The following is a 26006-nucleotide window of genomic DNA, read 5'->3' on the forward strand; positions in this document are numbered from 1 at the left end:
CTGAGCGTATGGGTCACGATTAAGGAATCTTTGAGTCACGGTTCGCAAAATGGTGGCAATCCTACTTCTGGGTAGGTTTCTGGCGAGTAGCTAGAGACGTCAGCCCTGCGGTCCGGTGAAGTGGATCGGGTTGGTCCCGTTCAGTGCGCCCCAGGTCACCACCGCGACGACGACGCCGGCGATCAGCAGTCCGACAGCCGCTCGCAGTGAACCGCGGGATCGACCGAATATGCGGTGGTCTACCGACAGCGTTCCCGCGCCGGTGAACAGCATCGCCGCCGCCGCGAAGGCCACCAGGAACGGAACGTTGAACGGCTGGGACCAGAAGGCGTCGGTCGATACGTTCACGGCCCAGGCGTCGATCATCGCGCCGATCACCGCGCAGGCGGCCAGCGGAGTCAGGACGCCGAGCAGCAGGCCGATGCCGCCCAAGGTCTCGGCGGCGGTCACCATGAACGCGGCGAACTTCGGTAGCCGCCAGCCGCTGCTTTCCATGAACCCGGCGGTGGTGCCGAAGTCGAACGCCTTGATGAGCCCGGCTTGCAGCATCGTTGCGCCGGTTGCGATGCGCAGGATCAGCAGGCCGATGTCGGTCATCCCCGTCGTCGCAGTAGTAGCGGTCAGTTCGGTGGTGTTGGTCGTCATGTGCAGCTAGACCCTTCATGGCCGGGGAATTCATCGCCGAGGTTCTCAGTGTGAACAATGCGCCGGCGCCGTGATAGAAGAGTCGCGATGAAATGTCTGGTAATCGGAGCGGGCGCCTGGGGCCTACCCGCCGCCGCCGAGTTGGTTCGCCGTGGCCACACCGTCACGCTGGTCGATCGGCATGGGCCGCTCAACCCGCAGGCGTCGTCGTCGGGACCTACTCGCCTGTGGCGGATCGCCGACCCCGATCCGGTGCGGGTGCGCATGGCGTTGCGCGGCGTCGACGCGATGCAGCGTCTGGCTGAGCGGTCGAACGCGACCGTGTTCGCCGAACGTGGATTGCTTTGGCGCGACGACGAATCCCTGCCGGATCTGATCGCCACAATGCGCCAGTTCGACGTCGATCACACGGTGGTCGAGCCGAATGACGTCGGCGCCCACTTTCCCGGCCTGCGACCCGACGGCCGGGCGGCAGTCTGGCAGCCGGCGGCGGGGATCGTGCTGGCCGAGGAATCGCTGCGAGCCCAGGAACGGCTCTTTCTCGCCGGCGGTGGTGTCGAAGCGTTCGGCCGCACGGTGACCGGGGTCGACGTGCGCGGCAATGGGCTTCGGGTGACCTTCGAGGACCAGAGCGCCGAGGACGCCGAGGTGGTGGTCGTCGCGGCCGGGCCCGGCACTCCCAGATTGCTCGAGGCCATCGGCGTCGAAGTGCCTCTGCATCCCTACCTCGAACAGACCGTGCACTTCGGTGATGCCGAGAACCCTACGGGCACAGATGATTACCCGTGCTTCTTCGACGGCCCACGGGCAGATGTGCCGGGAATCTATGCCATGCCGTCTCCTGGGATCGGTTACAAGATCGGCCTCGACCTCCCGTTGCGCCTGTACGACGAGGCAGACTCCGACCGCACCCCGGACTCCCGGCGCACGGAACTGCTGCGAGAACGCGTCGAACATGACCTGACAGCGCTGAATCCGACCGTGCTCGGCGCACACGTCTGTTCATGGACCGACTCTCCGGATGGGAAGTTCGTCATCGACGCGTTGCCCGACGGGTTGGTGCTCGCCTGCGGCGATTCCGGTGAAGGGTTCAAGTATTCGGCCCTCATGGGAGAGGTTCTGGCCGACCTCGCGGAGGGGCGTACTCCGGACGGCGACGTGGCGGCGATGTCCTTGGCGCGTTTCGCAGGCGGACTGCCCGAACGCACAGGTCCCCATGCACTTGGTCGGCACTGACAGTCAGCCGCTTGCCGTTCTGACGCCTCGTCGCTGAGGCTCCCGTCACACATCTGGCGCCCTGCGGGTTGCATCACATGGGTCCATGTCCTATGTTCAACGAACACTTTGTTTAGTGATACAGAAAGTTCGATCTCTTCACACGAACGGATGTTCCGCACCGATGCAATCTGAAAGCGCGGACGCTGCGACGAAACCGGCTGCGGCTGAGTCGGAGCTGGGCGCCCGAATTCGGGAATTTCGCCTGGCACGCAAGCTGACTCTGCGTGACCTCGCGGGTCGGGCCTCGACGTCTCCCGGCTTCCTGAGCCAATTGGAACGCGGACAGGTCAATGCCAGCGTGGGAACCCTCCGCCGGTTGTGCGAAGAACTCGGCGTCACCCTGCCTGACCTGTTCACCGACAATCACGCTCAGGGCGCCCGCATCCTGCGCAAGCAGGACCGCCCGGAGATCCATGTGTCGGATACGAGCGCGAAATACCTTCTCTCCCAAAAGCCACTGCGCAACCTTGAGGTCTACGTCGCCGAATTCGCCCCGGGAGGCAGTGCGGGCGAGGCATACGTCCACGACGATTCGCAGGAAATCCTGCTGGTCATCAACGGCAGCATCGTCCTCGAGCTCGACGGCGCGATGCACCACCTCGAGGCCGGTGACAGTGCCGAATACCGCACTTCGGTGCCGCACACCGTGCACAACCACAGCACGGAACCGGCCGAACTTCTCTGGATCGTAAGCCCACCAACAATATAAGGAGTATTCGTGGCTGTATTCTCACCACGTCGACACCTGCCGCTGACCGCCGCATCGCTGTTCCTCACAGTGGCGATCTCAGCGGCGTGTACGCCCGCTGGACCCGGGCCCGCCGCAGACGTCGATCTGGGCAGTGGCCCGCCGCAGGTAGGGACGGTGAAAGCCGATGCCTTGAAAGGCGCCACCCTCACCTTCGTCTCGTACGGCGGCATCTTCCAGGATGGCCAGACGAAAGCCGCGGTAGAGCCGTTCGCGCAAGAGTCCGGCGCCCGTATTCTTCAAGACGGGCCCACGGACAACTCAAAGATCAAAAGCCAGGTCGAATCCGGGAACGTCACATGGGACATCATCGATTCGACGAACGTCTTCACTGCGCGTAACTGTGGCGAACTGTTCATGCCGCTCGACACCAGCATCGTTGACATCAGCAAGATTCCGGCCGGCGCCAAGACCGACGACTGCTCGGTGCCCGCCATGCAGTACGGGTTGATCATGATCTACAACACCGACAAGTTCGGGGCCAACCCGCCGAAAACCTGGGCAGACTTCTACGACACGGCGAAGTTCCCGGGCAAGCGGGCCATCCAGGGAATTCAAGGCGAAGTCGATCCTGGCGTGTTCGAGGCCGCCTTGCTGGCCGACGGTGTCGCACCCGACCAGATGTATCCGCTCGACGTGGACCGCGCGCTGCGCAAGATGTCGAGTATTCGTGACGACAGCGTTTTCTGGACCACCGGAGCTCAAGCCCAGCAGCTTGTCGAGTCCGGCCAGGTCGACATGGCGGTGTTGTGGAGCGGGCGCGCGTACTCCGCGGTGAAGAACGGCGCGCCGTTCGCTCCGATGTGGGACCAGTGGATGCCCGAGGCCGACACCATCGCGGTGCCGAAGGGCGCCAAGAATCCAAAGGCGTCAATGGCTTTCATCAACTACTACCTGGGCGCCCAGCAGCAGGCGAAGCTTGCCGAGCTCACCTCGTACAGTCCGGTCAACGTCGACTCCAAGCCTGCGCTGGACGACCTGGCCGAGCAGTATCTGACTACGACACCCGAGCGGCAGAAGGACAAGTTCCCGCTCGATCTCCCTTACTGGGCGGATAACCACGAGAAGCTCGTTACCGCATACACGGACTGGCTTTCCGGCTAACAGGATTTGACGATATGACCGTAATCGATGCCTTGTCGGGGCCGGCGACGTCCCAACAGGCGCCGAGTGAGCTCCCCGTCGGCGCCAAACGACGACGCAGCGGTACCGTCGGGTTGCTCTTTCCCGCAGTGGTTCTCGTCATCGGCGTGTTCGTCGTGCCGCTGGGGATCATGCTCTGGCGGGCGCTGAGCGAACCCGATCTGGGGCTGGGTAACTTCCAGTGGTACCTGACGGATTCCGTGCAGCGCGAGGTGCTTGCCAGGACGTTCACCACAGGGCTGACCGTCACCGTCGTGTGTCTGGTTCTCGGATACCCGTACGCATACGCAATGGTCGCGTTCGGGCCCAAGGTGCGGGCTCTCTTGACGATGCTCGTGCTGGTGCCGTTCTGGACGAGTCTCATGGTTCGCACGTTTTCGTGGGTGATCCTCCTGGCGGACAACGGCCCGGTGCACTCGGTGCTGAAGTCGATCGGCCTCGGGGACGTGCATCTCATCCGCACGAACCTGGGCGTGGTGATCGGCATGAGCCAGATCCTCTTGCCGTTCATGGTGTTACCGCTGTATGCGGTGATGGCAGGCATCGATCGCAGGCTCATCCTGGCGTCGGCCAGCCTGGGAGCCCGGCCGGTGATCTCGTTCCTTCGGGTCTGGGTTCCGTTGTCGCTGCCCGGGGTTGGCGCAGGATGCCTGATGGTGTTCATCAGCAGCCTCGGGTTCTACGTGACCCCGGCATTGCTTGGCTCTCCCGACAACTCGCTGATCAGTCAGCAGATCTACGCACAGGTCAGCAGCCTGTTGCAGTGGGGCAGGGGCGGAGCCATGGGCGTCGTGCTGCTTGTCCTGACCATGCTGGTGCTGGCGGTGCTCGCCTTGGCGCTGCGCCGGGCCAACCGACAGGGGCTGCGGGCATGAACAGTCGCCTCAACATCGTATGGCGGACAGTGCTCCTGGTCTTCTGCGGAGTTGTCGCGCTCTGGCTCGTCGCACCGTCACTCGTCGTGATACCGCTGAGCTTCACCGACCGCCCGACCTTCACCTTCCCGCCCCAGGGTTGGTCGACGCAGTGGTACGCCAACTTCTTCTCGGATCCGTCGTGGATGGCCGCACTGCAGGCCAGCATCCAGGTCGGCGTCCTGGTCGCCATCGTTGCGACGGTGTGCGGTACCGCTGCCGCCGTCGCGCTGAGCCGGACCAGGTTCTTCGGCCAACAGGGGCTGCGGGCGTTGCTGCTGGCACCGATGCTGGTGCCGGTCATCGTGATCGCGATCGGGCTCTACGCGATGTTCCTGCGCCTCAACCTCCTCGGAACCACGTTTGGTTTTGTTGTGGCGCACAGCGTTTTGGCATTGCCGTTCGTCATCATCCCGGTGATGGCCAGCCTGCAGGGGTTCGATCGGCGCCTGGAGGACGCCGCCGCGATCTGCGGCGCCGGGCGATGGACAGCGTTCCGCACGGTCACCCTGCCGCTGGTGGCGCCAGGTGTGCTGTCCGGTGCGGTGTTCGCCTTTGCGACCAGCTTCGACGAGGTCGTGCTTTCGCTGTTCATTCAGAGCCCGTACCTGCAGACGCTGCCGGTGCGCATGTACTCGTCCGTTACCCGCGATACCGATCCGACCATCGCGGCGGCGGCGACTCTCATTCTTGCCCTCACAACCGTCGTGACGGTCATTGCGGGCATCTATGCAGCTAGGAGACGAAATGTCGGGTGACCGTTCACCCCAGGGCGCTTCGATCACCATGCGTGGTCTGACAAAGCGTTACGGAGATTTCACGGCGGTGGACTCCATCGATCTGGAAGCACGTCCAGGTGAGTTCCTCACCCTGCTGGGCCCCAGTGGGTCCGGCAAAACCACGACGTTGAACATGATCGCCGGATTCGCCGATGTCACCGCCGGTGAGCTGCTCATCGACGGGCATGCCGTCACGAATCTGCCACCCTACAAACGGAATATCGGCATGGTGTTCCAGCACTACGCACTCTTTCCGCATATGACGGTTGCGCAGAACGTCGAGTATCCCTTGCGGCAACGCAAGATCGCCGCCTCCGAGCGGCGCGCAAAGGTCGCGCAAGCACTGGAGATGGTCGGCCTGGGCGACCTCGGACAGCGTCGACCCAAGGAGCTTTCGGGCGGTCAACAGCAGCGGGTCGCGCTCGCCAGGGCGATGGTGTACAGCCCACGCGTACTGCTGATGGACGAACCGCTGGGTGCCCTCGACAAGAAACTCCGGGACTCGTTGCAGCTCGAGATCAAACGCATCCACTCAGACCTCGGCACGACGTTCGTCTACGTGACGCACGACCAGGACGAAGCCCTGATCCTGTCGGATCGAATCGCGGTGTTCAACAACGCGCGTATCGAGCAGATCGGCTCGCCCACAGAGCTTTACGAATACCCCGACACGCTGTTCGTGGCACAGTTCCTCGGCGAATCCTCGGTGTTCCGCGGGGTTGCAGACGATCACCGCGAAGTGGACGCCGACGGACATCGCCTGTCCGCGGTCCGGGGTCCCGAGCACGCCCGCGGTGCCAGTGTCGCGGTGGTGGTTCGGCCCGAACGGATCCGAATCGAGCCGGACGGTCCCCGCCCCGGTTCGATCAACGCGGTGCCGGGCACGGTTGTTCAGCACATCTATCTCGGAAACTCGCGGAAGGTCGAAGTTCGTCTCGACGACGGCTCGATCGCGCTGGTGCGCGAAAGCGCCGGCGCCATCAGCCCGGCCAACGCCGACGACCGAGTCTGGCTCACGTTCCACCCCGACGACGCCGCAATCCTCGCGTCTTCTGACCCGCAGCCGGCGGCGCCGACGCCGGTGGCGGCAGCAGCCCGCTAACGCCCACGCATGACGAACAGGAGCACAGCCATGCCCACCGACGGCAGCTCAGCCGGCGCAACGACAGAGTTCATCAACGGCGATGTGTCGTTCTGGTACCGCTCGATCGGCCTACCGGACCGGCGACCGCCGTTGCCCGGCGACCAAGAGGCCGACGTGTGCATCGTCGGTGCCGGTCTGACGGGTCTGTGGACTGCCTACTATCTGAAGAAGCAGCAGCCGGATCTGCGGATCGTCATCCTGGAGCGCGAGTTCGCCGGCTTCGGTGCGTCGGGTCGCAACGGCGGCTGGCTGTCGGCAGAGCTGGCCGGTAGTCGGGATGCCTACGCGTCGACACACGGGCCCGAAGGTGTCGTCGAACTCATGCGGGCCATGCGTGGCGCGGTCGATGAGGTGATCGGCGTCGCCAAGGCCGAGGGCATCGACGCCGACATCGTGAAAGACGGTGTCCTGCACGTCGCGAGGACCCGTGCGCAGGTCGGCCGGCTGCACGAGTCAGTGGAGTACGAACGGCAATGGGGCGCGGGCGCAGAGGATTACGTGGCGCTGGGCCGCGACGAGATGGACGAGCGGATCCGCATTGCGGGCGCGCTGGGCGGCATGTTCAGTCCCCACTGCGCGCGCGTGCAGCCCGCCAAACTGGTATTGGGCCTCGCGAGGGCGGTGGAGGCCGCAGGCGTCACGATCTTCGAGGGCACCACGGTCACCCGGATCGAGCAGGGGCGTGCGGTCAGCGACCGAGGCGTCGTGCGTGCTCCGATAGTCCTGCGGTGCTTGGAGGGTTTCACCGCGACGCTGGAAGGGCAACGGCGCGACTGGCTTCCGATGAACTCGTCGATGGTCGTCACGGCGCCGATGACACCGCAGGCCGCCGACGAGATCGGTTGGCGCGGCGCCGAGCTGCTCGGTGATTACGCGCACGGCTACATGTACGCCCAGCGCACCGCCGACAACCGAATTGCCCTGGGCGGCCGCGGTATTCCGTATCGCTACGGCTCACGGACCGACACCAACGGCGCTACCCAGCAGTGGACCGTCAACGCGTTGACCGAGTTGATGCACGACATGTTCCCGGCCACGGCATCGTTGCCGATCGTGCACGCCTGGTGCGGTGTGCTGGGCGTGCCACGAGACTGGACGGCCACCGTCGACCTGGACCCGGTGACCGGTTTGGGAACCGCAGGCGGCTACGTCGGCAGCGGACTGACGACCACCAATCTCGCCGGACGCACCCTCGCCGACCTTGTCCTCAAACGGGATACGTCACTGACGCGCCTGCCTTGGGTCGGCCGCAGGGTGCGTCGGTGGGAACCTGAGCCGCTGCGGTGGTTGGGCGTGCAGAGCATGTATGTGCTCTACCGCACCGCCGATCGTCGCGAGACTGAGAAGGACCTTGCGAAGACCAGCCGAATTGCCCGCGCTGCCAACATGATTACCGGTCGCTGAGAACGACCCGCACACAAGGACGGCACTGTGTCTGTGAACTCGAATACCCATGAAGCACTGGTGAGCTTGCGCCACGCGCACGCACCGGAGATTAACCTGCCTGCGCCGGAACCGAAGCCAACGAGCCGGAGCAACCAGTTGGAGTCGACGTTGTCCCTGTGGGGCGACGCCACTACGTCAGCTGGCGTCTGGGAGTGCGGACCCGGCGCGTTCACCGCTGACCGTAGCGCCGGCACCGAGGTCTGCCACATCGTCTCCGGATCGGGCACGGTCACCGGCGAGGACGGCACCGCCGCAGACGTCGGCCCTGGCTCACTTCTCGTGTTGCCCCGCGGCTGGCGCGGCACATGGGAGGTCCACGAAACCATTCGCAAGTCCTATGTGATCGTCGCCGGATAGCCCCCGGAGTCCTCTCTGAACCATCTGCGGTCGCCGGACGTGTCTATCGGCGAGGTCGGCGTTGACGCGATCAGATTACCGCTGTTAAGTTAACGTCGATATTCTTTGGTCGCGGAAGGACTCGACGTGCTGCACCGGATCGCCGCCATGGCCATCGCCGCGCCCCGGCGCATCCTCGTTCTCTCCGCGCTCGTCATGGTCGCCGCAGGCATCTTCGGTGTCCCGGTGGCGAACAACCTCTCGGCGGGCGGCTTTCAGGACCCCACCTCGGAATCGGCCAAGGCCACCCAACTGCTCGCGGAGAAGTTCAGCCGTGGCGATATGCAGCTGGTGATCAGTGTGACCGCGGATCACCCGGACAGTGCCGCGGCCAGGACCACCGGCACCGAGATCGCCGGGCAGTTGGATGCCTCGCCGTACGTGACCGAGGTGACCTCGGCCTGGACCGCGCCGCCGCCGGCCTCGGCCGCCTTGATCAGTGAGGACGGCAGGACCGGGCTGATCGTCGCGGGCATCACGGGTGGGGAGAGCGGCGCACAGAAGCACGCCAAGGAACTGACCGATCAGCTCGTGCACGACCGTGACGGGGTCACCGTGCGGGCCGGCGGCGAGGTGATGACCTACGTCCAGATCAACGGGCAGAGCGAGAAAGACCTGTTGATGATGGAGTCCATCGCCATCCCGCTGAGTTTCCTGGTGTTGGTGTGGGTGTTCGGCGGGCTGCTGGCCGCGGCGCTGCCGCTGGCGGTCGGCGGCTTCGCGATCCTCGGATCGCTGGCGGTACTGCGCCTGTTCACGATGGTCACCGACGTGTCGATCTTCGCGCTCAACCTCACTGTCGCGATGGGATTGGCGCTCGCGATCGACTACACCCTGCTCATCATCAGCCGGTACCGCGACGAACTGGCCGAAGGTGCGGACGCCGAAACCGCGTTGGTGCGCACGATGGTGACGGCTGGGCGCACGGTGCTGTTCTCCGCGATGACAGTGGCGCTGTCCATGGCCGCGATGGTGCTGTTCCCGATGTACTTCCTGAAGTCCTTCGCCTACGCCGGAATCGCCGTGGTGGGCCTGGCTGCCCTTGCGGCCATCGTGGTGGCACCGGCGGCTATCGTGCTGCTCGGCGATCGACTCGATGCCTACGATGTGCGCCGATTCTGCCGTCGAATTCTCGGCAGGCCCGAACCAGAGCCCAAGCCCATCGAGCAGACGTTCTGGTACCGGATGACCAAGCGCGTCATGCGCAGGTCAGTTCCGGTCGGCGTGACGATCGTCGTGTTGCTGCTGATGTTGGGTGCGCCATTCCTCGGAATCAAATGGGGCTTCCCCGATGACCGTGTGCTGCCGGAATCGGCTTCGGCCCGTCAGGTCGGTGACCAGATGCGCGACGCCTTCGCGGTCGACTCGGCGACCAATGTCAACGCGGTGCTTCCCGACGCGACCGGCGTCAGCCCGGTCGAGCTCGACCAGTACGCAGCGAGGTTGTCCGACGTCGCTGATGTCTCATCGGTGTCGGCCCCCGGCGGCACGTTCGTCGACGGCAGCCGCGTTGGTCCGCCGTCGGCGGCGACCGGGGTGGCCGACGGCAGCGCATATCTGACCGTCGGCAGCGACGCGCCGTTGTTCAGCGACGCCTCCGAGGCGCAGCTGGACACGCTGCACGCCGTCGCGGCCCCGGCCGACGTGCAATTCACCGGCGTGGCCCAGGTCAACCGGGACAGCACTCAGGCCATCACGTCGCGCCTGCCATTGGTGCTCGGGGTGATCGCGGCGATCACGTTTGTGCTGCTGTTCCTGCTTACCGGCAGTGTGATCCTTCCGCTGAAAGCGTTGGTACTAAACGTGTTATCGCTGTCGGCGGCGTTCGGTGCGTTGGTGTGGATTTTCCAAGACGGTCATCTCGGTGCGCTCGGCACCACGCCGACCGGAACCCTCGTCGGGAACCTGCCGGTGCTGTTGTTCTGCATCGCATTCGGCCTGTCGATGGACTACGAAGTGTTCCTGGTGTCACGGATTCGGGAGTACTGGCTGAAATCCGGTCGCACGCGCGCAGAGAACGACGAAAGTGTGGCACTCGGACTGGCCCGCACCGGCCGCGTCGTGACCGCCGCGGCCCTGGTGATGTCGATCTCGTTCGCGGCACTGATCGCCGCGCAGGTGGCCTTCATGCGAATGTTCGGGCTCGGGTTGACCCTTGCGATCCTCGTCGACGCCACCCTGGTCCGCATGCTGCTGGTGCCCGCGTTCATGCACCTGTTGGGCCGATGGAACTGGTGGGCGCCCGCACCGCTGGCCCGGCTGCACCGACGCATCGGCTTCAGCGAGTCCGGTGAACCGCCGGCCGGCAACCGAGAGCGGGTCACCGCGGGCGTAGCGGACACTGATTAGCGTGTCGATCCAACCGCTCAAACGTCGCCGGGCCCCGCGCGGCTCAGGTGAACTGCTGCGTGAGCAGATCCTCGATGCCGCCACCGGGCTGCTGCTGGAAACCGGGAATGCCAAAGCGGTTTCGATCCGCTCGGTGGCGCAGCAGGTCGGTGTCACACCGCCGTCGATCTACCTGCACTTCGCAGACAAGGACGCGCTGCTGGACGCGGTGTGTGCGCGTTACTTCGAGAAACTCGACGAGGAGATGCAGCGAGTTGCAGTCGATGCGCCCTCGACCATCGACGTGCTGCGTGCCCAGGGCCTTGCGTATGTGCGGTTCGCCCGGCAGACCCCGCAGCTGTACCGCCTGGCCACCATGGGCGAGGGCCGGCCCGGCAGCGACGTCGACATCACGTTGAACAGCTCGGCCTTCGTGCACATGCGCAACTCGGTGGAAATGCTGATGGCCGAAGGGATTTACCCGCCCGGTGACGCCACCGCGATGGCGCTGGAACTGTGGACCGCGGCGCACGGGGCAGCCGCCATGCTGATCGCCAAACCGTATCTGCCCTGGGGCGACGTCGAGGTCTTCACCGATCGGGTGTTGCGGGCCGTGTGCATCGGGCAGGTCATGTCGGGCATCATCGGAACCGACCTGTCGCCACAGGAGGCGATCGCCCGAGTGAAGGGATTCGCGCAATGACGAGCACCGTCGACAATCCGTTCTTCGCGCAGGTGTGGAAGACCCTGTCGAGCTACGAACCGGAATCGGTGCGCCGGCTGCGGGCCCAGAACCTCGCCGGGCTGACCGGCCGGGTTCTCGAAGTCGGGGCCGGTACGGGCACCAATTTCGAGTTCTACCCGTCGACCGTCGACGAGGTTGTGGCCATCGAGCCCGAACGCCGGCTGTTCGAGGTGGCCCGCAAGGCTGCGGCCGAAGCCCCGGTGCCGGTGACCGTCAGTAGCACCACCGCCGAGCAGTACGCCGGTGGAGCGCCCTTCGACGCAGTGGTGTGCTCACTCGTGCTTTGCTCCATCGATGAGCCGGATGCCGTCCTGCGACAACTCTTTTCGCTGCTTCGGCCAGGCGGCGAGCTGCGCTACCTCGAGCACGTCGCCAGCGGCGGATACCGCGCGCGGATCCAGCGGCTCGCCGATGCGACCATCTGGCCGAGGCTGTTCGGCAACTGCCACACCCATCGGCACACCGAGCAGACCATCACCGAGGCCGGGTTCGAGGTGGCCGGATCCCGTCGCGAATGGACCATGCCATCGTGGGTGCCGTTGCCGGTGTCGGAGTTCGCGATCGGGCGGGCAGTCCGCCCGATCTGACTCGGCGCGGCTAACCCAGCAGCGCGGGCAGCCGTTGCAACAGTCCCGGCAGTGCGGTGGCCGCGGTTTCACGCAGCGACACCGTGGCGGTTTCCGAGAGCGGGGTGCGCTCCGGATTGATCTCGATGACCGGGGTGCCGACTGCCAGCGCCGCCTCGGGAAGGCCGGCGGCCGGGTAGACGATCGAGCTGGTGCCCACCACGATCACCACGTCGGAATTGCTCACCGCGAGTACTGAGCGCTGCCAAGCGTCTTCGGGCAGCGGTTCGCCGAACCAGACCACGCTGGGCCGGATCAACCCACTGCACGGGCACACCGGTGGTTCGATGGTCTCGACCGGTTCCGGCATCTCCGGGAGAACGCCCTCGAACTGGGAACCGCAAGCATCGCAACGGAATTCGAAGAGGCTGCCGTGCAGGTGGTAGACCTTGGCGCTGCCCGCCCGCTCGTGCAGGTTGTCGACGTTCTGGGTGACGACGTGGACGTCGGCGTAGTCCTGCCAGGCGGCCACCGCGCGGTGACCATCGTTGGGTTCCACCCCGGCCATCATGTAATGCCGCCACAGGTACCAGGCCCACACCTTCTCCGGGTGCCGCTGCCAACCGTCCGTGCTGGAGATTTCGTAGGGGTCGACTTTGGCCCACAGGCCGGTCTCGACGTCGCGAAATGTCGGCACGCCGCTTTCCGCCGAGATCCCGGCTCCGCTGAGGACAGTCACTTGCACGCCACCAACGTAGCGGCTTTGGGTGATACTGAGCAGGTGGCCGAATTGGGGGATTGGGTTGGTGTCGATCCGGAAGCCGAGAAACCGCTATTTGACCAGCTGAGAATTCAGATCATCGACGGCATCAGGAATGGGCGCCTGTCGCCCGGGACGCGGCTGCCGACCGTGCGCGAACTCGCAGGTCAGATCGGCCTTGCGGTCAACACGGTGGCACGAGCCTATCGGGAGTTGGAGTCGGCGGGGGTACTGGAGACCCGCGGCCGGTACGGCACATTCGTGGCACGGGCCGATCCGGCCGACGCCGCGATGGCGGCCGCCGCGAATTCCTTCGCCGAAGCGGCCCGGGCACTGGGCATCGGCAAGTCCGACGCGCTGCGTTATCTGGATACCGCATTTGATTAGCCGCCGCCGTCGGACTGACCGTGCCAGCGCAGGACGTCCAGCGCGACGGCAACGTTGACGCTGGACTGGGCCAACGGGATCGGTAGCAGTTCGTCGGCGCGGGCAAGCCGGCGCAGCAGGGTGTTGCGGTGCAGGTAGAGCCGCGTTGCAGCGCGCGAGGCGTTGCACTGCTCCTTGACGAAAACCCTTACGGTGTCCCGCAGTTCGGCACCGGCTGACTCGAATTCGCCGAGCGTGTGCTTGACGAATCCGGCAGCGCGGTCAGGGTCGGCGGTGATCAACGCGACCAACTCGATGTCGGTGAACCTGGCGATCTGTTGCGGCGAGTGCAGCCTCGCCATCATCTGTTGGGTGGTGATGGCATCGAAGTGGCTGCGCCGGAAGCCGTCCAGGCCGTCAGCCGCCGGCCCGACAGCGACGTGGACATCCTCAACGGTGGGTGTCAGCGCCGCGATGTCTACCTCACCCGGCGCCCAGACCCAGCGAGTGGCAGTGCTTGCCAGCACGCTCAGTGGCGGTGTGCCGCCACACGCGTGCCCGAACGCCTCGGCAGCCCGATCCAACCGGGACAGGTCGTCGTCCGGGTGCTCACTCCAGATTACCGCCGCGGTGTGGGTGCCGGTCAGCGCGTACCCGAGTCGGGCTTCGGCGCGCTGCCGGGGGATGGGCGCGCCGTCGAGGAGCAGCGCGACGGTTTCGCGACGTTCGGCGTGCGTGCCGCGGGTGAGTTCGTCGCGCTCCAACTCGATCTGGTTGGCGATGCCGGCCAAGGTGGCGTCGACGAACGCGCTGATCGATTGCGAACACACCTGTAGGAGTTCGTGGAGTTCGGCCGGGTCGGAGGTGAGCGAGAAGGCGATGTCCATGAGGCGCCGCCACGCGACCCCTTCGCCGACGCGATACGCGTCGAGCGGAAAGGCGTTGACGCCGCGGCGCACCAGTTCGCGGGCGATGGTCAACGGCTCCGGCCCGGTGTTGGGCGGCACCGGGGCGCCCGGATCGCGTACGTTGGCCGTGCTCCAGAAGTACAGGTTGGCGCGGTTGCTGCGGCTGACGGCCGCGGCGAGTTCGGGATCCGACGCGATGTCGGGGCTTGCGCCGAGGACGGCGCGGTCGAGTTCCCCGAGCCATTCCGGCGGCGCATTGACGACGATCTGCGCGCACTGCCGGATCAGCTCTCTCACCCGCGGTGACGGTTCCATGGATACACCGTAGGCCGATGGTGCACAGTGCACCGTTGCAGCAACACAGATGGAGCAGTTTAACCTTGGGCCTGGCTGTTGGAGCCGGGACTATTGATCCATGACCCAGTCAGATCACGTCGACGTACTGATCATCGGCGCCGGCATCTCCGGCATCGGCGCCGCATACTACGTGCAGCGCGAACACCCGGGACGCAGCTACGCGATCCTGGAGGCGCGCGGCGCAACCGGCGGTACGTGGGACCTGTTTCGGTACCCCGGCATCCGGTCGGACTCCGACCTGCACACCTTCGGCTACGAGTTCAAGCCGTGGCGCGACGAGCATGCCATCGCCACTGCCGACAAGATCCTCGCGTATCTGCGGGAAACGGTGTCGGAGAACAGCATTGACCGCAACATCCGGTTCCACCACAAGGTGCTGGGCGCCGCGTGGAACAGTGCGGAAGCGCGCTGGACCGTCGACGTCGAACGGACCGATACCGAAGAACTCATCCAAATCACTGCCAACTGGTTGTTCTGCGGGGGTGGGTACTACCGCTACGACCAGGGCTACACGCCGCGCTTCGAGGGCAGCGACCGGTTCACCGGCCGCATCGTGCACCCCCAGCAGTGGCCCGAGGATCTGGACTACGCGGGCAAGAAGGTCGTCGTAATCGGGAGCGGTGCCACCGCGGTCACCCTCATTCCGGCGATGGCGCCGACGGCCGAGCACGTGACCATGCTGCAGCGCTCGCCGACCTATGTGATGCCGGTGCCGGCCAAGGACTCCTTCGCCAACCTCGCCAAGAGGCTGCTCGGCGACGAACGCGGCTACGCGCTGACCCGCCGCAAGAACATCGCCAAACAGCGTGCGGTGTACACCCTCTGCCAGAAATACCCGAGGGCCGCGCGTGCCGTGATCCGGTGGATCAACGCTCGCAAGCTGCCCGCGGGCTACCCGGTGGGCGAGCACTTCAGCCCTCGCTACAACCCGTGGGATCAGCGGCTGTGCGCGGTGCCGGACGGGGACCTGTTCGCCGCACTACGCGACGGAAGCGCCTCGGTGGTCACCGACCGCATCGAGACGTTCACCGAGAACGGGATCCTCTTGGAGTCCGGTCGGGAGCTGGAGGCCGACATCATCGTCACCGCGACCGGGCTCAATGTCCAACTGTTCGGCGGGATGACGTTGACAGTCGACGGGCAGCCGGTGAACTTCGCCGACACGGTGGCTTACAAGGGAATGATGCTCTCGGGCGTGCCCAATTTCGTCTTCGCCTTCGGGTATACGAATTCGTCGTGGACACTCAAGGTCGGCCTCCTGTGCGAGCACTTCTGCCGGCTGTTGAGCCATCTGGATGCTCAGGGATACGCCACCGTGCGGCCCGAGTTCGGCGACTCCGACATGGAAACCCGTCCGCTGCTCGACTTCGCCGCTGGCTATGTGCAGCGGTCGGTCGGCGAACTGCCCCGCCAGGGTGTCGACGGACCGTGGGTGATGTCGATGAACTACACGTTCGATGCGGCGATGCTGCGCAATGGTCCGGTCGTGGACCCGAATCTGCGGTTCGACAATGCGGTTGCGACCGTTTAGCCGAACTCGAGCAGGGTCATCACCGGCCGGATCGGGTCGAGTAGCGGAAACCGCTGTGCCGCCCACGCGAGCGAGTTGAGGATTCTGCCCCGGGCGGCCGGGAACGGCAGATCGTGCACGACGCGCACGCCCGGCACGGTGTTGACCAGGTCAGCCACCTGTGCCGGTGTCAGGCTGAACGGCATCGGCGGAACCCGGTAACGCCGTGAGGTCCGCATGCCCCGGCGCGCCCACGCGGCGAACCAGGCCGGCGGCAGGTCGAAGATCATCTGTCCGCCTCCGAAGCGCTGAGCACACTCGCGGATCAGCCCCATGGCCTCGTCAGGCTGCAGGTACATCAGCAGGCCTTCGGCGGTGATGAACACGCCCTCGGCCGGGTCGATGCGGTCCATCCAACTGAAGTCCAGTGCGGACTGGGCGCAGGCCGCCACCCGGTCCGTCGGCGGTAGCAGCTTGTTGCGCAGCTCGACCATCGGCGGGAGATCGACTGTCAGCCATCGGAATTCGTGGCCGACATCGGCGTTGTCGAGCCGGTAGAAGCTGGTCTGCAGGCCTTCGGCGAGCGCCACGACGGTGGCCTTGGGATGGTCGCGCAGATAGTTGCGGGTAGCGCGGTCGAAGATCAGGGCGCGTAGCGCCATGTCCTGACGGCGGGTGTAGCCGAACTTGGCGAAATCGAAGTCGATCGAGTCGACCAGTTGCACCGCCATCGGGTCGTCGATGATGCCATCCGGGCGGCGAGCCTCGTGTGCGCGCACCTGCAGCGTCATCAGAGCTGTCTCGGAAACTCCAGTCAGGGAGACTGTGGTGCGCTGATTCGTCGTCACCAGCCCGAATGTACCGAACCGGCGTCAGCGCAGGACTTTCTCCAGCGTGCGCAGGTTTCTGGTGGTTGTCGACGATTTGTACCGCTTCTTACCCATGGTCTTGCCGATCGTGCTGCCCAGGGTGGCGCTGCGGGCCACCTGCCAATAGAGCACACCGTCGCTGCGCTGGATCTTCTCCTCCGGGGCCGGAGGCAGGGCCGCGAGTTCGTCGAGCACGTCCGCGTCGCTGACGAACGTGACGTAGGAGTGATGGCCCTCGACCTCGCGCTCGAACGGGTAGCCGGCCGATATGGTTGCCACGGTCTTGATGTCGTAGACCAGCACCCACGCCTCGTATCCGAACGCGTCCCGCAGCGCTTTCTCAGCTGTGCTGCGCACCTTGGCGACGGTGGAGGTGCTGTCCAACAACACATTTCCGCTTGCCAGGATGGTGCGCACATTGCTGAAGCCGGCGTCCACGAGGGCGGCGGCGACCTCGGCCATCTTGAGGTTCACCCCGCCGACGTTGACACCGCGAAGGAACGCGGCGTACCGGGTCATCGGCTTTTAGCGTAGTCCGTTCAGGTAAAGACGTACGCTCGGACCATGGGGCGTCAGGTTTTCGACGACAAGCTGTTGGCGTTGATCAGCGGCAACTCGATGGGTGTGCTGGCCACGATCAAGCAGGACGGGCGTCCACAGCTGTCGAATGTGTCGTACTACTTCGATCCGCGCGCGGTCGTCATCCAGGTGTCGATCACCGAACCGCGGGCCAAGACCCGCAATCTGCGGCGCGACCCGAGAGCATCTATCCACGTCAGTTCCGACGACGGCTGGGCCTATGCGGTCGCCGAGGGAGACGCGATCCTGACCCCGCCGGCCGCCTCGCCGCACGACGACACCGTTGAAGCACTGGTTGCCTTGTACCGCAATATTGCCGGTGAGCACCCGGACTGGGACGACTATCGGCGCGCGATGGTCGACGACCGCCGGGTGCTCCTGACGCTGCCGGTGTCCCACGTCTACGGGATGCCGCCCGGCCGGCGGTAATCCCTGTGACGGTTCTGCCTGCCGCGCGCTACGCTGCGGCGTATGGCTGACAAACCGGAAGAAGACGACACCAAACGTAAGTTCCGGGAGGCGCTGGAGCGTAAGAAGGCGAAAGCCGGGGGCGGTGCCGCGCACACAGATGGCGGCAACAAGCAACCGCATCCGCACGGACCGCTGGAGAGCCGCCGGGAGTTCCGCCGCAAGAGCGGGTAGATCTGGGTAACCCCCTAGGCGTCAACGTCGAGGGCTTGAGCCACGCTGTGGCTGCGATCCTCTGCGTTGTCATCGGCCAGCCAGCGGGCCGCGCCCAGTGCCGCGATCATCACCGCGACGCAGTACACGCCCTGGTCCTTCAGGCCCCACGCGACCGACGTCAGCGTCGCCGCACCAGCGGTGCACAGCAGCAGACCCACTGCGGTACTGCGTGTTCCGGTGTTGGCAACGATGCCGCCGTCCCACAGGGCCAGGGGGTTGTTCTCCAACGGCCGCAGCACGACGAACGCCGTCGCCACCAACGCCGCCATCACGCCCAACTGCAGTACCGACAGGGCGATGAACCCGGGCGCGGTCGGGTCGTAGCGGTCGAAACCTGCGTAGTCGAACACCAGATGCATTGCCAGCAGCAGCGGCATGTGCCACAGGTACAACGTCATCGCACCGGAGTTGCCGATCGCGGCCAACCACCACACCCGCGGTCGCCGGGCCCACCGCGCGATTGCCGGTGCGGCCGCAATCGCGAACGCGCACATCATGATCGCGTGTCCGGCCAGCAGCAGCGACGGCGGCGTCATGTTCTTGAGCTGTTGGGTTTCGATACCGACCAGGCTCAGCTCGTAGGGCCCGAAGTACAGCAGCGCCAGGTTCACGCCAAGCATGCCGATACCGACTTTCAGTGCGGCCGGTGCGGCCAGGAGATCGCGGCGGTAGGCGACGCCGAGCATGCCGGGAATCAGCCACACCACGGTGTTGAGGTAGCCCAGCGAGGCGTAGCCGTCGAGGTTGATGCGGACTATGTCGATCAGCGCGATGAACACGTAGGTGCCGACGACCGCACCGGCCAGCTGACCGGTGGTGGTGATCCGGGCCAGCAGCGGCACCGCGGCCAACACCAGAACGTAGGCACCCAGGAACCACAGCAACTGGATGGAGATGCCGGCGATCGGCTCGTACACATGCTCGGGCAGTAGGAACCGCAGCACCGAGAGCGTCGCGATCCAGAACGCCAGGTAGTAGAACACCGGCCGGTACAACCGGGTGCAGCGGCGCAACAGCCAGCCGCCCCAGGCGGTGCCGGGGCGCCAGGACTGCACCGATGCGGCCACCCCGGCGAAGAAGAACAGCGGCATGATCTGGAACACCCAGGTCAGCGCCTGAAACACGGGGGAGGCGGTGAGCAGGTTGCTCCAGATGAACACGTCGTCGCGGATCGTGCTGGTGGCCATGATGGTGTGGCCGACCACGACCCCCACCAGGGACACGATGCGGATGACATCGATGGCCCGATCGCGGCCTGCCGGGGTGTTGGCCTCGACCTCGGCCGGAGTGGGGAACAACGCTGCTGTCATGGCAGTAACGCTAAGTGCGGCACGGCTCGGTGGCTCTAGGTAGAAGCACTCAACTTTCAGGACCGGGTCCTCCGGCGAGCAGACGCAAAAGTCCCCCAAACCGCGGGATTTGGGGGACTTCCGCGTCTGCTCGCTCTGAGAACTCGCGCGCTGAGAACTAGTGCGCATTTGCCTTCTCGGCGCCCACGCCGGTGAGCGACCGGACCTCCATCTCGGCGGCGATCTGCGCGTTGCCGCGGTCGGCGGGCGACGTCAGGGTGCCGATGATGCCCAACAGGAACGCCAGCGGAATCGAGACGATGCCCGGGTTGGCCAGCGGGAACCAGGCGAAGTCGACGTTTGGCAGCATCGCGGATTTCGCACCCGACACAGCGGGGGAGAACACGATGAGCACGATCGTTGAGATCAGCCCGCCGTACATGCTCCACAGTGCCCCGCGGGTGTTGAACCGCGGCCAGTACAGCGAGTACAGGATGGTCGGCAGGTTGGCCGCGGCGGCGACGGCGAAGGCCAACGCCACCAGGAACGCGATGTTCTGCTCGGCGGCCAGGATGCCCAGGCCGATCGAGAGGACGCCGAGCACCACCACGGTGATGCGCGATACCCGCACCTGCTCGTCCTCTGTCACTTCACCTCTGCCGTGGGCTCTGCTGAGTACGTTGGCGTAGATGTCGTGCGCGAATGATGTTGCCGCCGTGATGGTCAGGCCGGCGACCACCGCGAGGATCGTCGCGAACGCCACCGCCGAGATGACCCCGAGCAGGATCACACCGCCGAGTTCGAACGCCAACAGCGGTGCGGCCGCATTCTGACCGCCCGGTGCGGCCAGGATGGCGTCCGGTCCGACGAGAGCCGCCGCGCCGTAACCCAGCGCCAGCGTGAACAGGTAGAAGGCGCCGATCAGGACGATTGCCCAGACCACCGAGCGGCGTGCTTCCTTGGCGGTGGGCACCGTGTAGAAGCGCATCAGCACGTGGGGCAGGCCCGCGGTTCCCAACACCAGCGCGATCGCCAGCGAGATGAAGTTGATCTGCGAGGTCAGCGACGCGCCGTACTGTGCGCCGGGGGCCAGCACATCGCGGCTGGCGACCGCCTCATTGGCCGAACCCGACACCGCGGTCTGCGCCGAGCCCAGAATCTCCGAGAAGTTCAAGCCGAACTTGGCCAGCACCATCACGGTCATCAGAGCGGCGCCGCCGATGAGCAACACCGCCTTGATGATCTGCACCCACGTGGTGCCCTTCATACCGCCGATCAGCACGTAGACGATCATCAGCAGACCGACCACGGCGATGACGACGGCCTGGCCTACATCGCTCGTGATGTTGAGGAGGAGCGCGACCAACCCACCCGCACCGGCCATCTGCGCGAGGAGGTAGAACAGGCAGACCGCGAGTGTGGTGGTCGCCGCCGCCATCCGCACCGGGCGTTGCTTGAGCCGGAAACTCAGCACGTCAGCCATGGTGAATTTGCCGGTGTTCCTGAGCAATTCGGCGACCAGCAGCAGCGCCACCAGCCACGCGACGAGGAACCCGATGGAATACAGGAAGCCGTCATAGCCGTACACCGCGATGGCGCCGGCGATGCCGAGGAAGCTGGCCGCCGACAGGTAGTCGCCGGAGATGGCGATGCCGTTCTGCGGACCGGTGAACGAGCGGCCCGCGGTGAAGAACTCGGCCGCGGACGCGTTCTTCTTGCTCGCACGGATCACGATGAAGAGCGTCACCGCGACGAACAGTAGGAAGATGCCGATGTTGGCGACGGGGTTTCCCACCCCGCCGTCGGCGGCAAGGATTGTCACCTGGCTGGTCACTTGGTCATACCTTCCAGTTCGTGCCTAAAGGCTGCGGCACGCGGGTCGAGTTCACGGTTGGCAAACCGGACGTAGACGAAGGTGATGATGAAGGTGGACACGAACTGGCCCAGGCCGATCAGCAGACCGATATTGATGTTGCCCCACACCTTGGTGGCCATGAAGTCGGTCGCGAACACACTCAGCAGCACGTAAGCGAAATACCAGACGAGGAACAACCCGCTCATCGGGAACACGAAGCGGCGCAATCTACTACGTAGATCCTGAAATTCCGGACTGGCTTGGACAGCCAGGTACTGCTCGCCGCTGAGTAGCGGCCCCTCGTGGGGTGGCAAATGGGTCTCGGGCAACGCTTCTCCTGACCTCGAATGTGAACCCGGCATGTGAACCGGCTCCTACGGCGACGCTAGTTGAGATGTGGGTCACATACCCAGTGCTCCGGGCCTCGACACGCCGAAGCCGGGGGCCGCTGCGCTGAACGGTCTGTGCGTGACGTTAAGCGGCGGTCCTTTCTCCCGCGAGAAGACGCGCAGGTACCCGAGAACGTGCGTTGTGGGGTGCGCCCGCGTCTGCTCGCCGAAAGAAAACTAGCCCCGCGGAACGCGCTCGATGCCCATCCCCAGCCGCTCCGGTACGTGCATCCGGGCGAAGATCTGCGCGACGCCCGGGGTGGGCCGGGTGAACCGGCTGACCACGATCATCGTCAGGAACGCCAGCGGAACGCTGATCGCGGCGGGGTATCCCACCATGACGGCCGGCCAGCCGCCGAGCACGTCCTCGTCGACGCCGCCGGCGATCTCGACGAGAACCGCACTGCCGCACACCACGCCACCCAGTACGAGGCCACATGCGGCACCTGTGGCGGTCAGACCCCGCCACCAGATCCCGAGGACCAGTAGCGGGCATAGCGTGGATGCGGCGACCGCGAACGCGAGGCCGACACTGCGGGACAGTTCGAGTCCGGAAAACACCAGTGATAACGGGATCGGGATCAATCCGCCGATCACCGCGGCAAGTCGGAAGTCGCGCACCCGGCCACGCAGCACGTCGGTGGCCAGTGCGCCGGCGATGCTGACCAGCAGCCCCGATGAGGTGGCCAGAAACGCCGCGATGGCACCGGCGGCGACGAGTGCCGCCAGTAACTGGCCGAACGCCCCGCCGATCGCCGCGCCGGGGGTCAAAAGCACTGCGGCGTCGGCAGTTCCGGTGATCAGCAGCTGCGGCACATACAACCGGGCGAATACTCCCAGCAGCGTCGGGAACAAGTAGAACAGCGACAGCAGGGCGATGACGGCCAATGCGGTGCGCCGCGCTGCCCGTCCGTCGGGATTGGTGTAGAAGCGCACGAGCACGTGCGGCAGGCCCATCGTCCCGAGGAACGTCGCGACGATGATGGACAGCACCTGGTAGAGCGGATGCCCGCCGCCCAGTCCGCCGCCCGAGGCGATCCACTCCGCCCCGGTGCTCGGAGTACCGGCGACGACCGGGGTGGCCGCCCCGGCATCCAGCGTGAGCGTCGTTCCCGCACCGAGGGTGTGATCCCCAGGCGCGCCGAGGGTTGCGGCCTCGACGTCACGACCGTCGAGGCTGCCGGTCACGGTGATACCGCCGGGTTCGACCACTCGGACCACCACATCGGTTTCGATCTCGACGGTGGTCTGCTGCTGCACGCTCGGTGGCAGTGGGCCGCCCAACTCGCCGCGATCGCTGATGAACAACCCAAGCAGAGCCAGGGCCGGGATGGCGATGGCCGTCAGCTTCAACCAGTACTGGAAGGCCTGCACGAAAGTGATCGACCGCATGCCGCCGGCCACCACGTTGGCGATCACGATCGTCCCCACCAACAGCGGGCCGATCCAAACCGGCACGCCCAGCAGGGTTTTCAGCGCCAGGCCGGCACCTTGATACTGCGGGGCGAGATAGAACACGCAGATCACCACGACGACGAGCATCGCCACCTTGCGCAACCGGGCCGAGCCCAGCCGGAACTCGGCGAAGTCGGGGACGGTGTAGGCACCGGATCGGCGTAGCGGCGCGGCGACGAACAGCAGCAGGCCCAGATACCCGGCGGTGAAGCCGACCGGATACCACAGTGCGTCCGCGCCGTATTTGGCGATCAGCCCGGCCACCCCGAGAAACGATGCGGCCGAGAGGTATTCACCGGAGATGGCGGCGGCGTTCCAGCGTGGGCCGACGCTGCGGGAAGCGACCAGGAAGTCCGAGGTGGTGCGCGACAGCCTGACCCCGTAGGTGCCGATGGCGACAGTGGCCACCGCGGCGGCAAGCAGCGCGGCGGCGGTCAGCGGTGAGCCGGTCATGGTTCGCTGTCCACCACGCGGACGAAATCACGTTCGCCCTGTTCGGCCAGCCGTACGTAAAGCCGTCCGACCCCGTACAGCAGGGGATAGAACAGACCGGCCAGGATCAGCCAGTTCAGCCGGATGCCGAACACGCTGAGCGCGGCCAGATCCGGCAGCGCCGCGTTCAGCATCACGATCGTGACCACCACCGCGACAATGAAACCGGCGAGCCGCAGCGCCAGCCCGAGTTGGGCGCGGACCAGGCCGCGCACCAGGGCGTCGCCCACCTGCGTCTGCTCCTGCACTTCGACGCGGGTCCGCACCATCCTGGCGCCCCGCCGGTGCGCCAACACGACCCGCTGCCGTTGCGGCCGTTCACTCATCGGCGCCCGTGGGTTTCAGGTTGCGCATCGGGTCGCGGACCAACCGGTCACGCAGTTCGCGGGCCTGTCGGCGGCTCACGGGCAGTTCCACCGCCGGTGACGCACCGTTGGCGCGCAACCGAACGAGTACCGCGCCGTCGGAGGTGCGCAGCCCGGTCACCTGCCGCAGCGATACCAGATAGGACCGGTGGATCCGCTGGAAGCCATGGTCGCGCCAGCGGGTCTCCAAAGTGCTCAACGGAATCCGGACCAGATGTGCACCGGTGGCCGAGTGCAGCCTGGCGTAGTCGCCCTCGGCCTCGACCCAGCCGATGGTGTCCCGCGGCACCAGATGCGTGATGCCGCCCAGTTCGGCAGGAATCACTGCTGAATCCTGATCATCCTGTTCGTCGGGTTGGGCCGCCGGGGCGGACTCACCGGCGGTGGACACTCGGCGCACCGCCTCATCGAGCCGGTCCTGCCGGATGGGCTTGAGCAGGTAGTCGATGGCGCCCACGTCGAATGCCGCGACCGCTTTGTCGTCGTGTGCCGTCACGAAAACCACTGCCGGGCGGTGCGCGAAATTGCTGAGCACACCGGCGAGTTCGATACCGGACAAGCCGGGCATGTGGATGTCGAGGAACACCGCATCGATTGGGTGCCGGTTGAGTTCCCGCAGAGCCGAGGTGGCGTCGGCGGCAGTGTGGACCTCGGCGACGTCGGGGTGACGCCCCAGCAGGTAGGCCAGCTCATCGAGGGCGGGCGCCTCGTCGTCGACGGCCAGTACAGTCAGGGCTCCGCTCACCCGAACGCACCTCCGCTGGCTCGCACCCCCGAGCGGAACTTCGGCACTCGCATCACAACCTTGGTGCCCGCTCCGATCGCCGTCTCGACAACCAGACCGTAATCGTTGCCGAATGCCGCGCGCAGCCGATGATCGACATTGGTCAGCCCGACATGCGCCGACTGGTCGGTTCCGGCGGGCAGGAGCGCAGCGACCGGGGGATCAGTCCGGTCGGCCAGTGCGTCGCCGGGACCTGCCCGCAGGGTCTCGGGATCCATTCCGGCACCGTCATCCTCGACGGTGATGACGCAGTCCGCACCGGTGTCGCGGGCGACGATCTCGACCGATCCGCCGCCTTGTCCGGCCAGCCCGTGTCGAACGGCGTTCTCCACTAGGGGCTGCAGTGCCAGGAACGGCACCACGACGTTGAGCACCTCGGGTGCGACCTGCAGCCGGACTGTCAGTGCCGCACCGAATCTGGCCCGCTCCAGGGTGAGGTAGCGGTCGATGTTGCGGAGTTCCTCGGCCAGCGTCGTGTACTGCCCGGCGGCTCGGAACGAGTAGCGGGTGAAGTCGGCGAACTCCAAGATCAGTTCGCGGGCCCGGTCGGGGTCGGTCCGTACGAACGAGGCGATGGTGTTGAGCGCGTTGTAGATGAAGTGCGGGCTGATCTGGGCGCGCAGCGCGAGCACCTCGGCGCGGTCCAGCCGGGCGCGCGAGGCGTCCAGCTCGGCCAACTCGATCTGACTGGCCGCATAGCGGGCCACCTCGCCGACCGCGCCGAGCATGCCCGGTCCAGGGGTGCCCGCGGTCACCACCACCAGTGCGCCGAGTACGTCGCCGCCCTCGGTGAGCAGTGGCTGGGCGATGACGGATGTCGCCCGGACAGTCTTGAGCACCCTCCGCTGACCGCTGATCGAATCGCGGGCGGTGCCGGCACAGGCGTCGACGATGTCGGGTTGCCAGCTGGGTTCGTCGCTGGGGTCCTGGGCCAGGAGCTCGCCGTCGGCGTCGAACAAGGCCAGCCCGTCGGTCACCGTCAACCCGCGCAAGAACGGCGCGGCGGTCTCGGCGGACTCGGTGTTCAGGCCCCGGCGCAACGCCCGGGCCGCCAATGACGCGGTGTGCAGCGCGGCATGCACCGCTCGTTCGGTCGGCGTCGCGACCACCCGGCGGGTGCGCACCACGATGACCGCGGCCACCGCCGTCAACATCAGCGCCAATGCCAGCGCTATAGCAACTTCGACCGACATCTTGCGGTCACCTTAGACT

The 26006-nt window shown here is 65.9% G+C and carries 27 protein-coding genes; 15 read left to right on the forward strand and 12 right to left on the reverse strand.

Going from position 1 to position 26006, the window contains the following annotated elements; all coding sequences use genetic code 11:
- Positions 1–99 precede the first annotated feature (99 nt).
- Positions 100–645: a DoxX family protein gene (locus ABQF30_RS23685; RefSeq protein ID WP_448468387.1), complete on the reverse strand. Its 546-nt coding sequence runs from the start codon at positions 643–645 to the stop codon at positions 100–102.
- A gap of 87 nt (positions 646–732) precedes the next feature.
- Here ABQF30_RS23685 and ABQF30_RS23690 point away from each other — a divergent pair, with 87 nt between their 5' ends.
- The 11 genes from ABQF30_RS23690 (at position 733) to ABQF30_RS23740 (ending at position 12153) form a co-directional block, all read left to right on the forward strand.
- Entirely contained in the window at positions 733–1881 is a 1149-nt protein-coding gene (locus ABQF30_RS23690; protein WP_448468389.1) for an FAD-dependent oxidoreductase, read from the forward strand.
- A gap of 163 nt (positions 1882–2044) precedes the next feature.
- Positions 2045–2632, forward strand: coding sequence for a type II toxin-antitoxin system RelB family anti-toxin (locus ABQF30_RS23695; protein ID WP_448468391.1), 588 nt, complete (start codon positions 2045–2047; stop codon positions 2630–2632).
- A gap of 9 nt (positions 2633–2641) precedes the next feature.
- Positions 2642–3775 (forward strand): ABC transporter substrate-binding protein, encoded by a 1134-nt coding sequence (locus ABQF30_RS23700; RefSeq protein ID WP_448468393.1) that lies wholly within the window; start codon positions 2642–2644, stop codon positions 3773–3775.
- Between the two features lie 14 nt (positions 3776–3789).
- A complete protein-coding gene (locus ABQF30_RS23705; protein WP_448468395.1) occupies positions 3790–4689 on the forward strand; it encodes an ABC transporter permease in 900 nt (299 codons plus the stop codon).
- Positions 4686–5486: an ABC transporter permease gene (locus ABQF30_RS23710; RefSeq protein WP_448468397.1), complete on the forward strand. Its 801-nt coding sequence runs from the start codon at positions 4686–4688 to the stop codon at positions 5484–5486. Before ABQF30_RS23705 ends, ABQF30_RS23710 begins: the two co-directional genes overlap by 4 nt.
- Positions 5476–6609 (forward strand): ABC transporter ATP-binding protein, encoded by a 1134-nt coding sequence (locus ABQF30_RS23715; protein WP_448468399.1) that lies wholly within the window; start codon positions 5476–5478, stop codon positions 6607–6609. The genes ABQF30_RS23710 and ABQF30_RS23715 overlap by 11 nt, the downstream gene beginning before the upstream one ends.
- 30 nt (positions 6610–6639) lie before the next feature.
- The gene (locus ABQF30_RS23720; protein ID WP_448468817.1) at positions 6640–8055 is read left to right on the forward strand and encodes an NAD(P)/FAD-dependent oxidoreductase; all 1416 of its coding nucleotides are present in this window, start codon (positions 6640–6642) and stop codon (positions 8053–8055) included.
- A gap of 27 nt (positions 8056–8082) precedes the next feature.
- A complete protein-coding gene (locus ABQF30_RS23725) occupies positions 8083–8454 on the forward strand; it encodes a cupin domain-containing protein (RefSeq protein WP_448468401.1) in 372 nt (123 codons plus the stop codon).
- 126 nt (positions 8455–8580) lie between these two features.
- Positions 8581–10842, forward strand: a complete 2262-nt coding sequence (locus tag ABQF30_RS23730) for an MMPL family transporter (RefSeq protein WP_448468403.1) — start codon at positions 8581–8583, stop codon at positions 10840–10842.
- A 1-nt stretch (position 10843) separates the two neighbouring features.
- Entirely contained in the window at positions 10844–11524 is a 681-nt protein-coding gene (locus ABQF30_RS23735; protein ID WP_448468405.1) for a TetR/AcrR family transcriptional regulator, read from the forward strand.
- Positions 11521–12153: a class I SAM-dependent methyltransferase gene (locus tag ABQF30_RS23740; RefSeq protein ID WP_448468407.1), complete on the forward strand. Its 633-nt coding sequence runs from the start codon at positions 11521–11523 to the stop codon at positions 12151–12153. Before ABQF30_RS23735 ends, ABQF30_RS23740 begins: the two co-directional genes overlap by 4 nt.
- Before the next feature lie 10 nt (positions 12154–12163).
- Here ABQF30_RS23740 and ABQF30_RS23745 read toward each other — a convergent pair whose 3' ends face one another.
- Positions 12164–12877: an NAD-dependent deacylase gene (locus ABQF30_RS23745; protein ID WP_448468409.1), complete on the reverse strand. Its 714-nt coding sequence runs from the start codon at positions 12875–12877 to the stop codon at positions 12164–12166.
- A 36-nt stretch (positions 12878–12913) separates the two neighbouring features.
- On the opposite strand from ABQF30_RS23745, the gene ABQF30_RS23750 reads away from it, so the two are divergent.
- Positions 12914–13279, forward strand: coding sequence for an Rv1152 family transcriptional regulator (locus ABQF30_RS23750; RefSeq protein WP_448468819.1), 366 nt, complete (start codon positions 12914–12916; stop codon positions 13277–13279).
- Here ABQF30_RS23750 and ABQF30_RS23755 read toward each other — a convergent pair.
- The gene (locus tag ABQF30_RS23755; protein ID WP_448468411.1) at positions 13276–14481 is read right to left on the reverse strand and encodes an Rv1453 family transcriptional regulator; all 1206 of its coding nucleotides are present in this window, start codon (positions 14479–14481) and stop codon (positions 13276–13278) included. The genes ABQF30_RS23750 and ABQF30_RS23755 overlap by 4 nt on opposite strands.
- A gap of 100 nt (positions 14482–14581) precedes the next feature.
- Here ABQF30_RS23755 and ABQF30_RS23760 point away from each other — a divergent pair, with 100 nt between their 5' ends.
- Positions 14582–16054 carry a flavin-containing monooxygenase gene (locus tag ABQF30_RS23760; RefSeq protein ID WP_448468413.1) on the forward strand — a complete coding sequence of 491 codons (1473 nt, stop codon included), beginning with the start codon at positions 14582–14584 and terminating at the stop codon, positions 16052–16054.
- On the opposite strand, the gene ABQF30_RS23765 is transcribed toward ABQF30_RS23760, so the two are convergent.
- Together ABQF30_RS23765 and ABQF30_RS23770 are read right to left on the reverse strand one after the other, a co-directional pair.
- Complete coding sequence (locus ABQF30_RS23765) at positions 16051–16824, reverse strand: class I SAM-dependent methyltransferase (RefSeq protein WP_448468821.1); 774 nt, start codon at positions 16822–16824, stop codon at positions 16051–16053. The two genes, ABQF30_RS23760 and ABQF30_RS23765, sit on opposite strands and share 4 nt — an antisense overlap.
- An 81-nt stretch (positions 16825–16905) precedes the next feature.
- Complete coding sequence (locus ABQF30_RS23770; protein WP_448468415.1) at positions 16906–17421, reverse strand: DUF1697 domain-containing protein; 516 nt, start codon at positions 17419–17421, stop codon at positions 16906–16908.
- A 45-nt stretch (positions 17422–17466) separates the two neighbouring features.
- Between ABQF30_RS23770 and ABQF30_RS23775 the strand changes: the two genes are divergently transcribed.
- On the forward strand, positions 17467–17910 hold the full coding sequence (locus ABQF30_RS23775) for a PPOX class F420-dependent oxidoreductase (protein ID WP_448468417.1): 444 nt from the start codon (positions 17467–17469) through the stop codon (positions 17908–17910).
- A 42-nt stretch (positions 17911–17952) separates the two neighbouring features.
- Positions 17953–18123, forward strand: a complete 171-nt coding sequence (locus tag ABQF30_RS23780; protein ID WP_448468419.1) for a DUF5302 domain-containing protein — start codon at positions 17953–17955, stop codon at positions 18121–18123.
- A gap of 14 nt (positions 18124–18137) precedes the next feature.
- Here the strand turns inward: ABQF30_RS23780 and ABQF30_RS23785 are convergent, their stop codons facing one another.
- The 7 genes from ABQF30_RS23785 to ABQF30_RS23815 form a co-directional block, all read right to left on the reverse strand.
- A complete protein-coding gene (locus ABQF30_RS23785) occupies positions 18138–19475 on the reverse strand; it encodes an acyltransferase family protein (protein ID WP_448468421.1) in 1338 nt (445 codons plus the stop codon).
- A gap of 157 nt (positions 19476–19632) precedes the next feature.
- A complete protein-coding gene (locus tag ABQF30_RS23790) occupies positions 19633–21276 on the reverse strand; it encodes a monocarboxylic acid transporter (protein WP_448468823.1) in 1644 nt (547 codons plus the stop codon).
- Positions 21277–21284: 8 nt separating this feature from the next.
- Positions 21285–21638, reverse strand: a complete 354-nt coding sequence (locus ABQF30_RS23795) for a DUF485 domain-containing protein (protein ID WP_448468422.1) — start codon at positions 21636–21638, stop codon at positions 21285–21287.
- A gap of 237 nt (positions 21639–21875) precedes the next feature.
- Complete coding sequence (locus ABQF30_RS23800) at positions 21876–23606, reverse strand: sodium/solute symporter (protein WP_448468424.1); 1731 nt, start codon at positions 23604–23606, stop codon at positions 21876–21878.
- A complete protein-coding gene (locus ABQF30_RS23805; protein WP_448468426.1) occupies positions 23603–23971 on the reverse strand; it encodes a hypothetical protein in 369 nt (122 codons plus the stop codon). The genes ABQF30_RS23800 and ABQF30_RS23805 overlap by 4 nt, the downstream gene beginning before the upstream one ends.
- Positions 23964–24755: a LytR/AlgR family response regulator transcription factor gene (locus ABQF30_RS23810; RefSeq protein ID WP_448468428.1), complete on the reverse strand. Its 792-nt coding sequence runs from the start codon at positions 24753–24755 to the stop codon at positions 23964–23966. Before ABQF30_RS23810 ends, ABQF30_RS23805 begins: the two co-directional genes overlap by 8 nt.
- Positions 24752–25987: a sensor histidine kinase gene (locus ABQF30_RS23815; RefSeq protein ID WP_448468430.1), complete on the reverse strand. Its 1236-nt coding sequence runs from the start codon at positions 25985–25987 to the stop codon at positions 24752–24754. The genes ABQF30_RS23810 and ABQF30_RS23815 overlap by 4 nt, the downstream gene beginning before the upstream one ends.
- Between the last annotated feature and the right edge of the window lie 19 nt (positions 25988–26006).

The organism is Mycolicibacterium sp. XJ870, assembly GCF_053483975.1.

Bases quoted from the DNA above. Each gene is read 5' to 3' on its own strand.
- ABQF30_RS23720 (WP_448468817.1), top strand. From the start codon at position 6,640: ATGCCCACCGACGGCAGCTCAGCCGGCGCAACGACAGAGTTCATCAAC.
- ABQF30_RS23710 (WP_448468397.1), top strand. From the start codon at position 4,686: ATGAACAGTCGCCTCAACATCGTATGGCGGACAGTGCTCCTGGTCTTC.
- ABQF30_RS23715 (WP_448468399.1), top strand. From the start codon at position 5,476: ATGTCGGGTGACCGTTCACCCCAGGGCGCTTCGATCACCATGCGTGGT.
- ABQF30_RS23775 (WP_448468417.1), top strand. From the start codon at position 17,467: ATGGGGCGTCAGGTTTTCGACGACAAGCTGTTGGCGTTGATCAGCGGC.
- ABQF30_RS23740 (WP_448468407.1), top strand. From the start codon at position 11,521: ATGACGAGCACCGTCGACAATCCGTTCTTCGCGCAGGTGTGGAAGACC.
- ABQF30_RS23770 (WP_448468415.1), bottom strand. From the start codon at position 17,421: ATGACCCGGTACGCCGCGTTCCTTCGCGGTGTCAACGTCGGCGGGGTG.
- ABQF30_RS23815 (WP_448468430.1), bottom strand. From the start codon at position 25,987: ATGTCGGTCGAAGTTGCTATAGCGCTGGCATTGGCGCTGATGTTGACG.
- ABQF30_RS23705 (WP_448468395.1), top strand. From the start codon at position 3,790: ATGACCGTAATCGATGCCTTGTCGGGGCCGGCGACGTCCCAACAGGCG.
- ABQF30_RS23755 (WP_448468411.1), bottom strand. From the start codon at position 14,481: ATGGAACCGTCACCGCGGGTGAGAGAGCTGATCCGGCAGTGCGCGCAG.
- ABQF30_RS23800 (WP_448468424.1), bottom strand. From the start codon at position 23,606: ATGACCGGCTCACCGCTGACCGCCGCCGCGCTGCTTGCCGCCGCGGTG.
- ABQF30_RS23805 (WP_448468426.1), bottom strand. From the start codon at position 23,971: ATGAGTGAACGGCCGCAACGGCAGCGGGTCGTGTTGGCGCACCGGCGG.
- ABQF30_RS23785 (WP_448468421.1), bottom strand. From the start codon at position 19,475: ATGACAGCAGCGTTGTTCCCCACTCCGGCCGAGGTCGAGGCCAACACC.
- ABQF30_RS23685 (WP_448468387.1), bottom strand. From the start codon at position 645: ATGACGACCAACACCACCGAACTGACCGCTACTACTGCGACGACGGGG.
- ABQF30_RS23690 (WP_448468389.1), top strand. From the start codon at position 733: ATGAAATGTCTGGTAATCGGAGCGGGCGCCTGGGGCCTACCCGCCGCC.
- ABQF30_RS23760 (WP_448468413.1), top strand. From the start codon at position 14,582: ATGACCCAGTCAGATCACGTCGACGTACTGATCATCGGCGCCGGCATC.
- ABQF30_RS23780 (WP_448468419.1), top strand. From the start codon at position 17,953: ATGGCTGACAAACCGGAAGAAGACGACACCAAACGTAAGTTCCGGGAG.
- ABQF30_RS23765 (WP_448468821.1), bottom strand. From the start codon at position 16,824: ATGACGCTGCAGGTGCGCGCACACGAGGCTCGCCGCCCGGATGGCATC.
- ABQF30_RS23695 (WP_448468391.1), top strand. From the start codon at position 2,045: ATGCAATCTGAAAGCGCGGACGCTGCGACGAAACCGGCTGCGGCTGAG.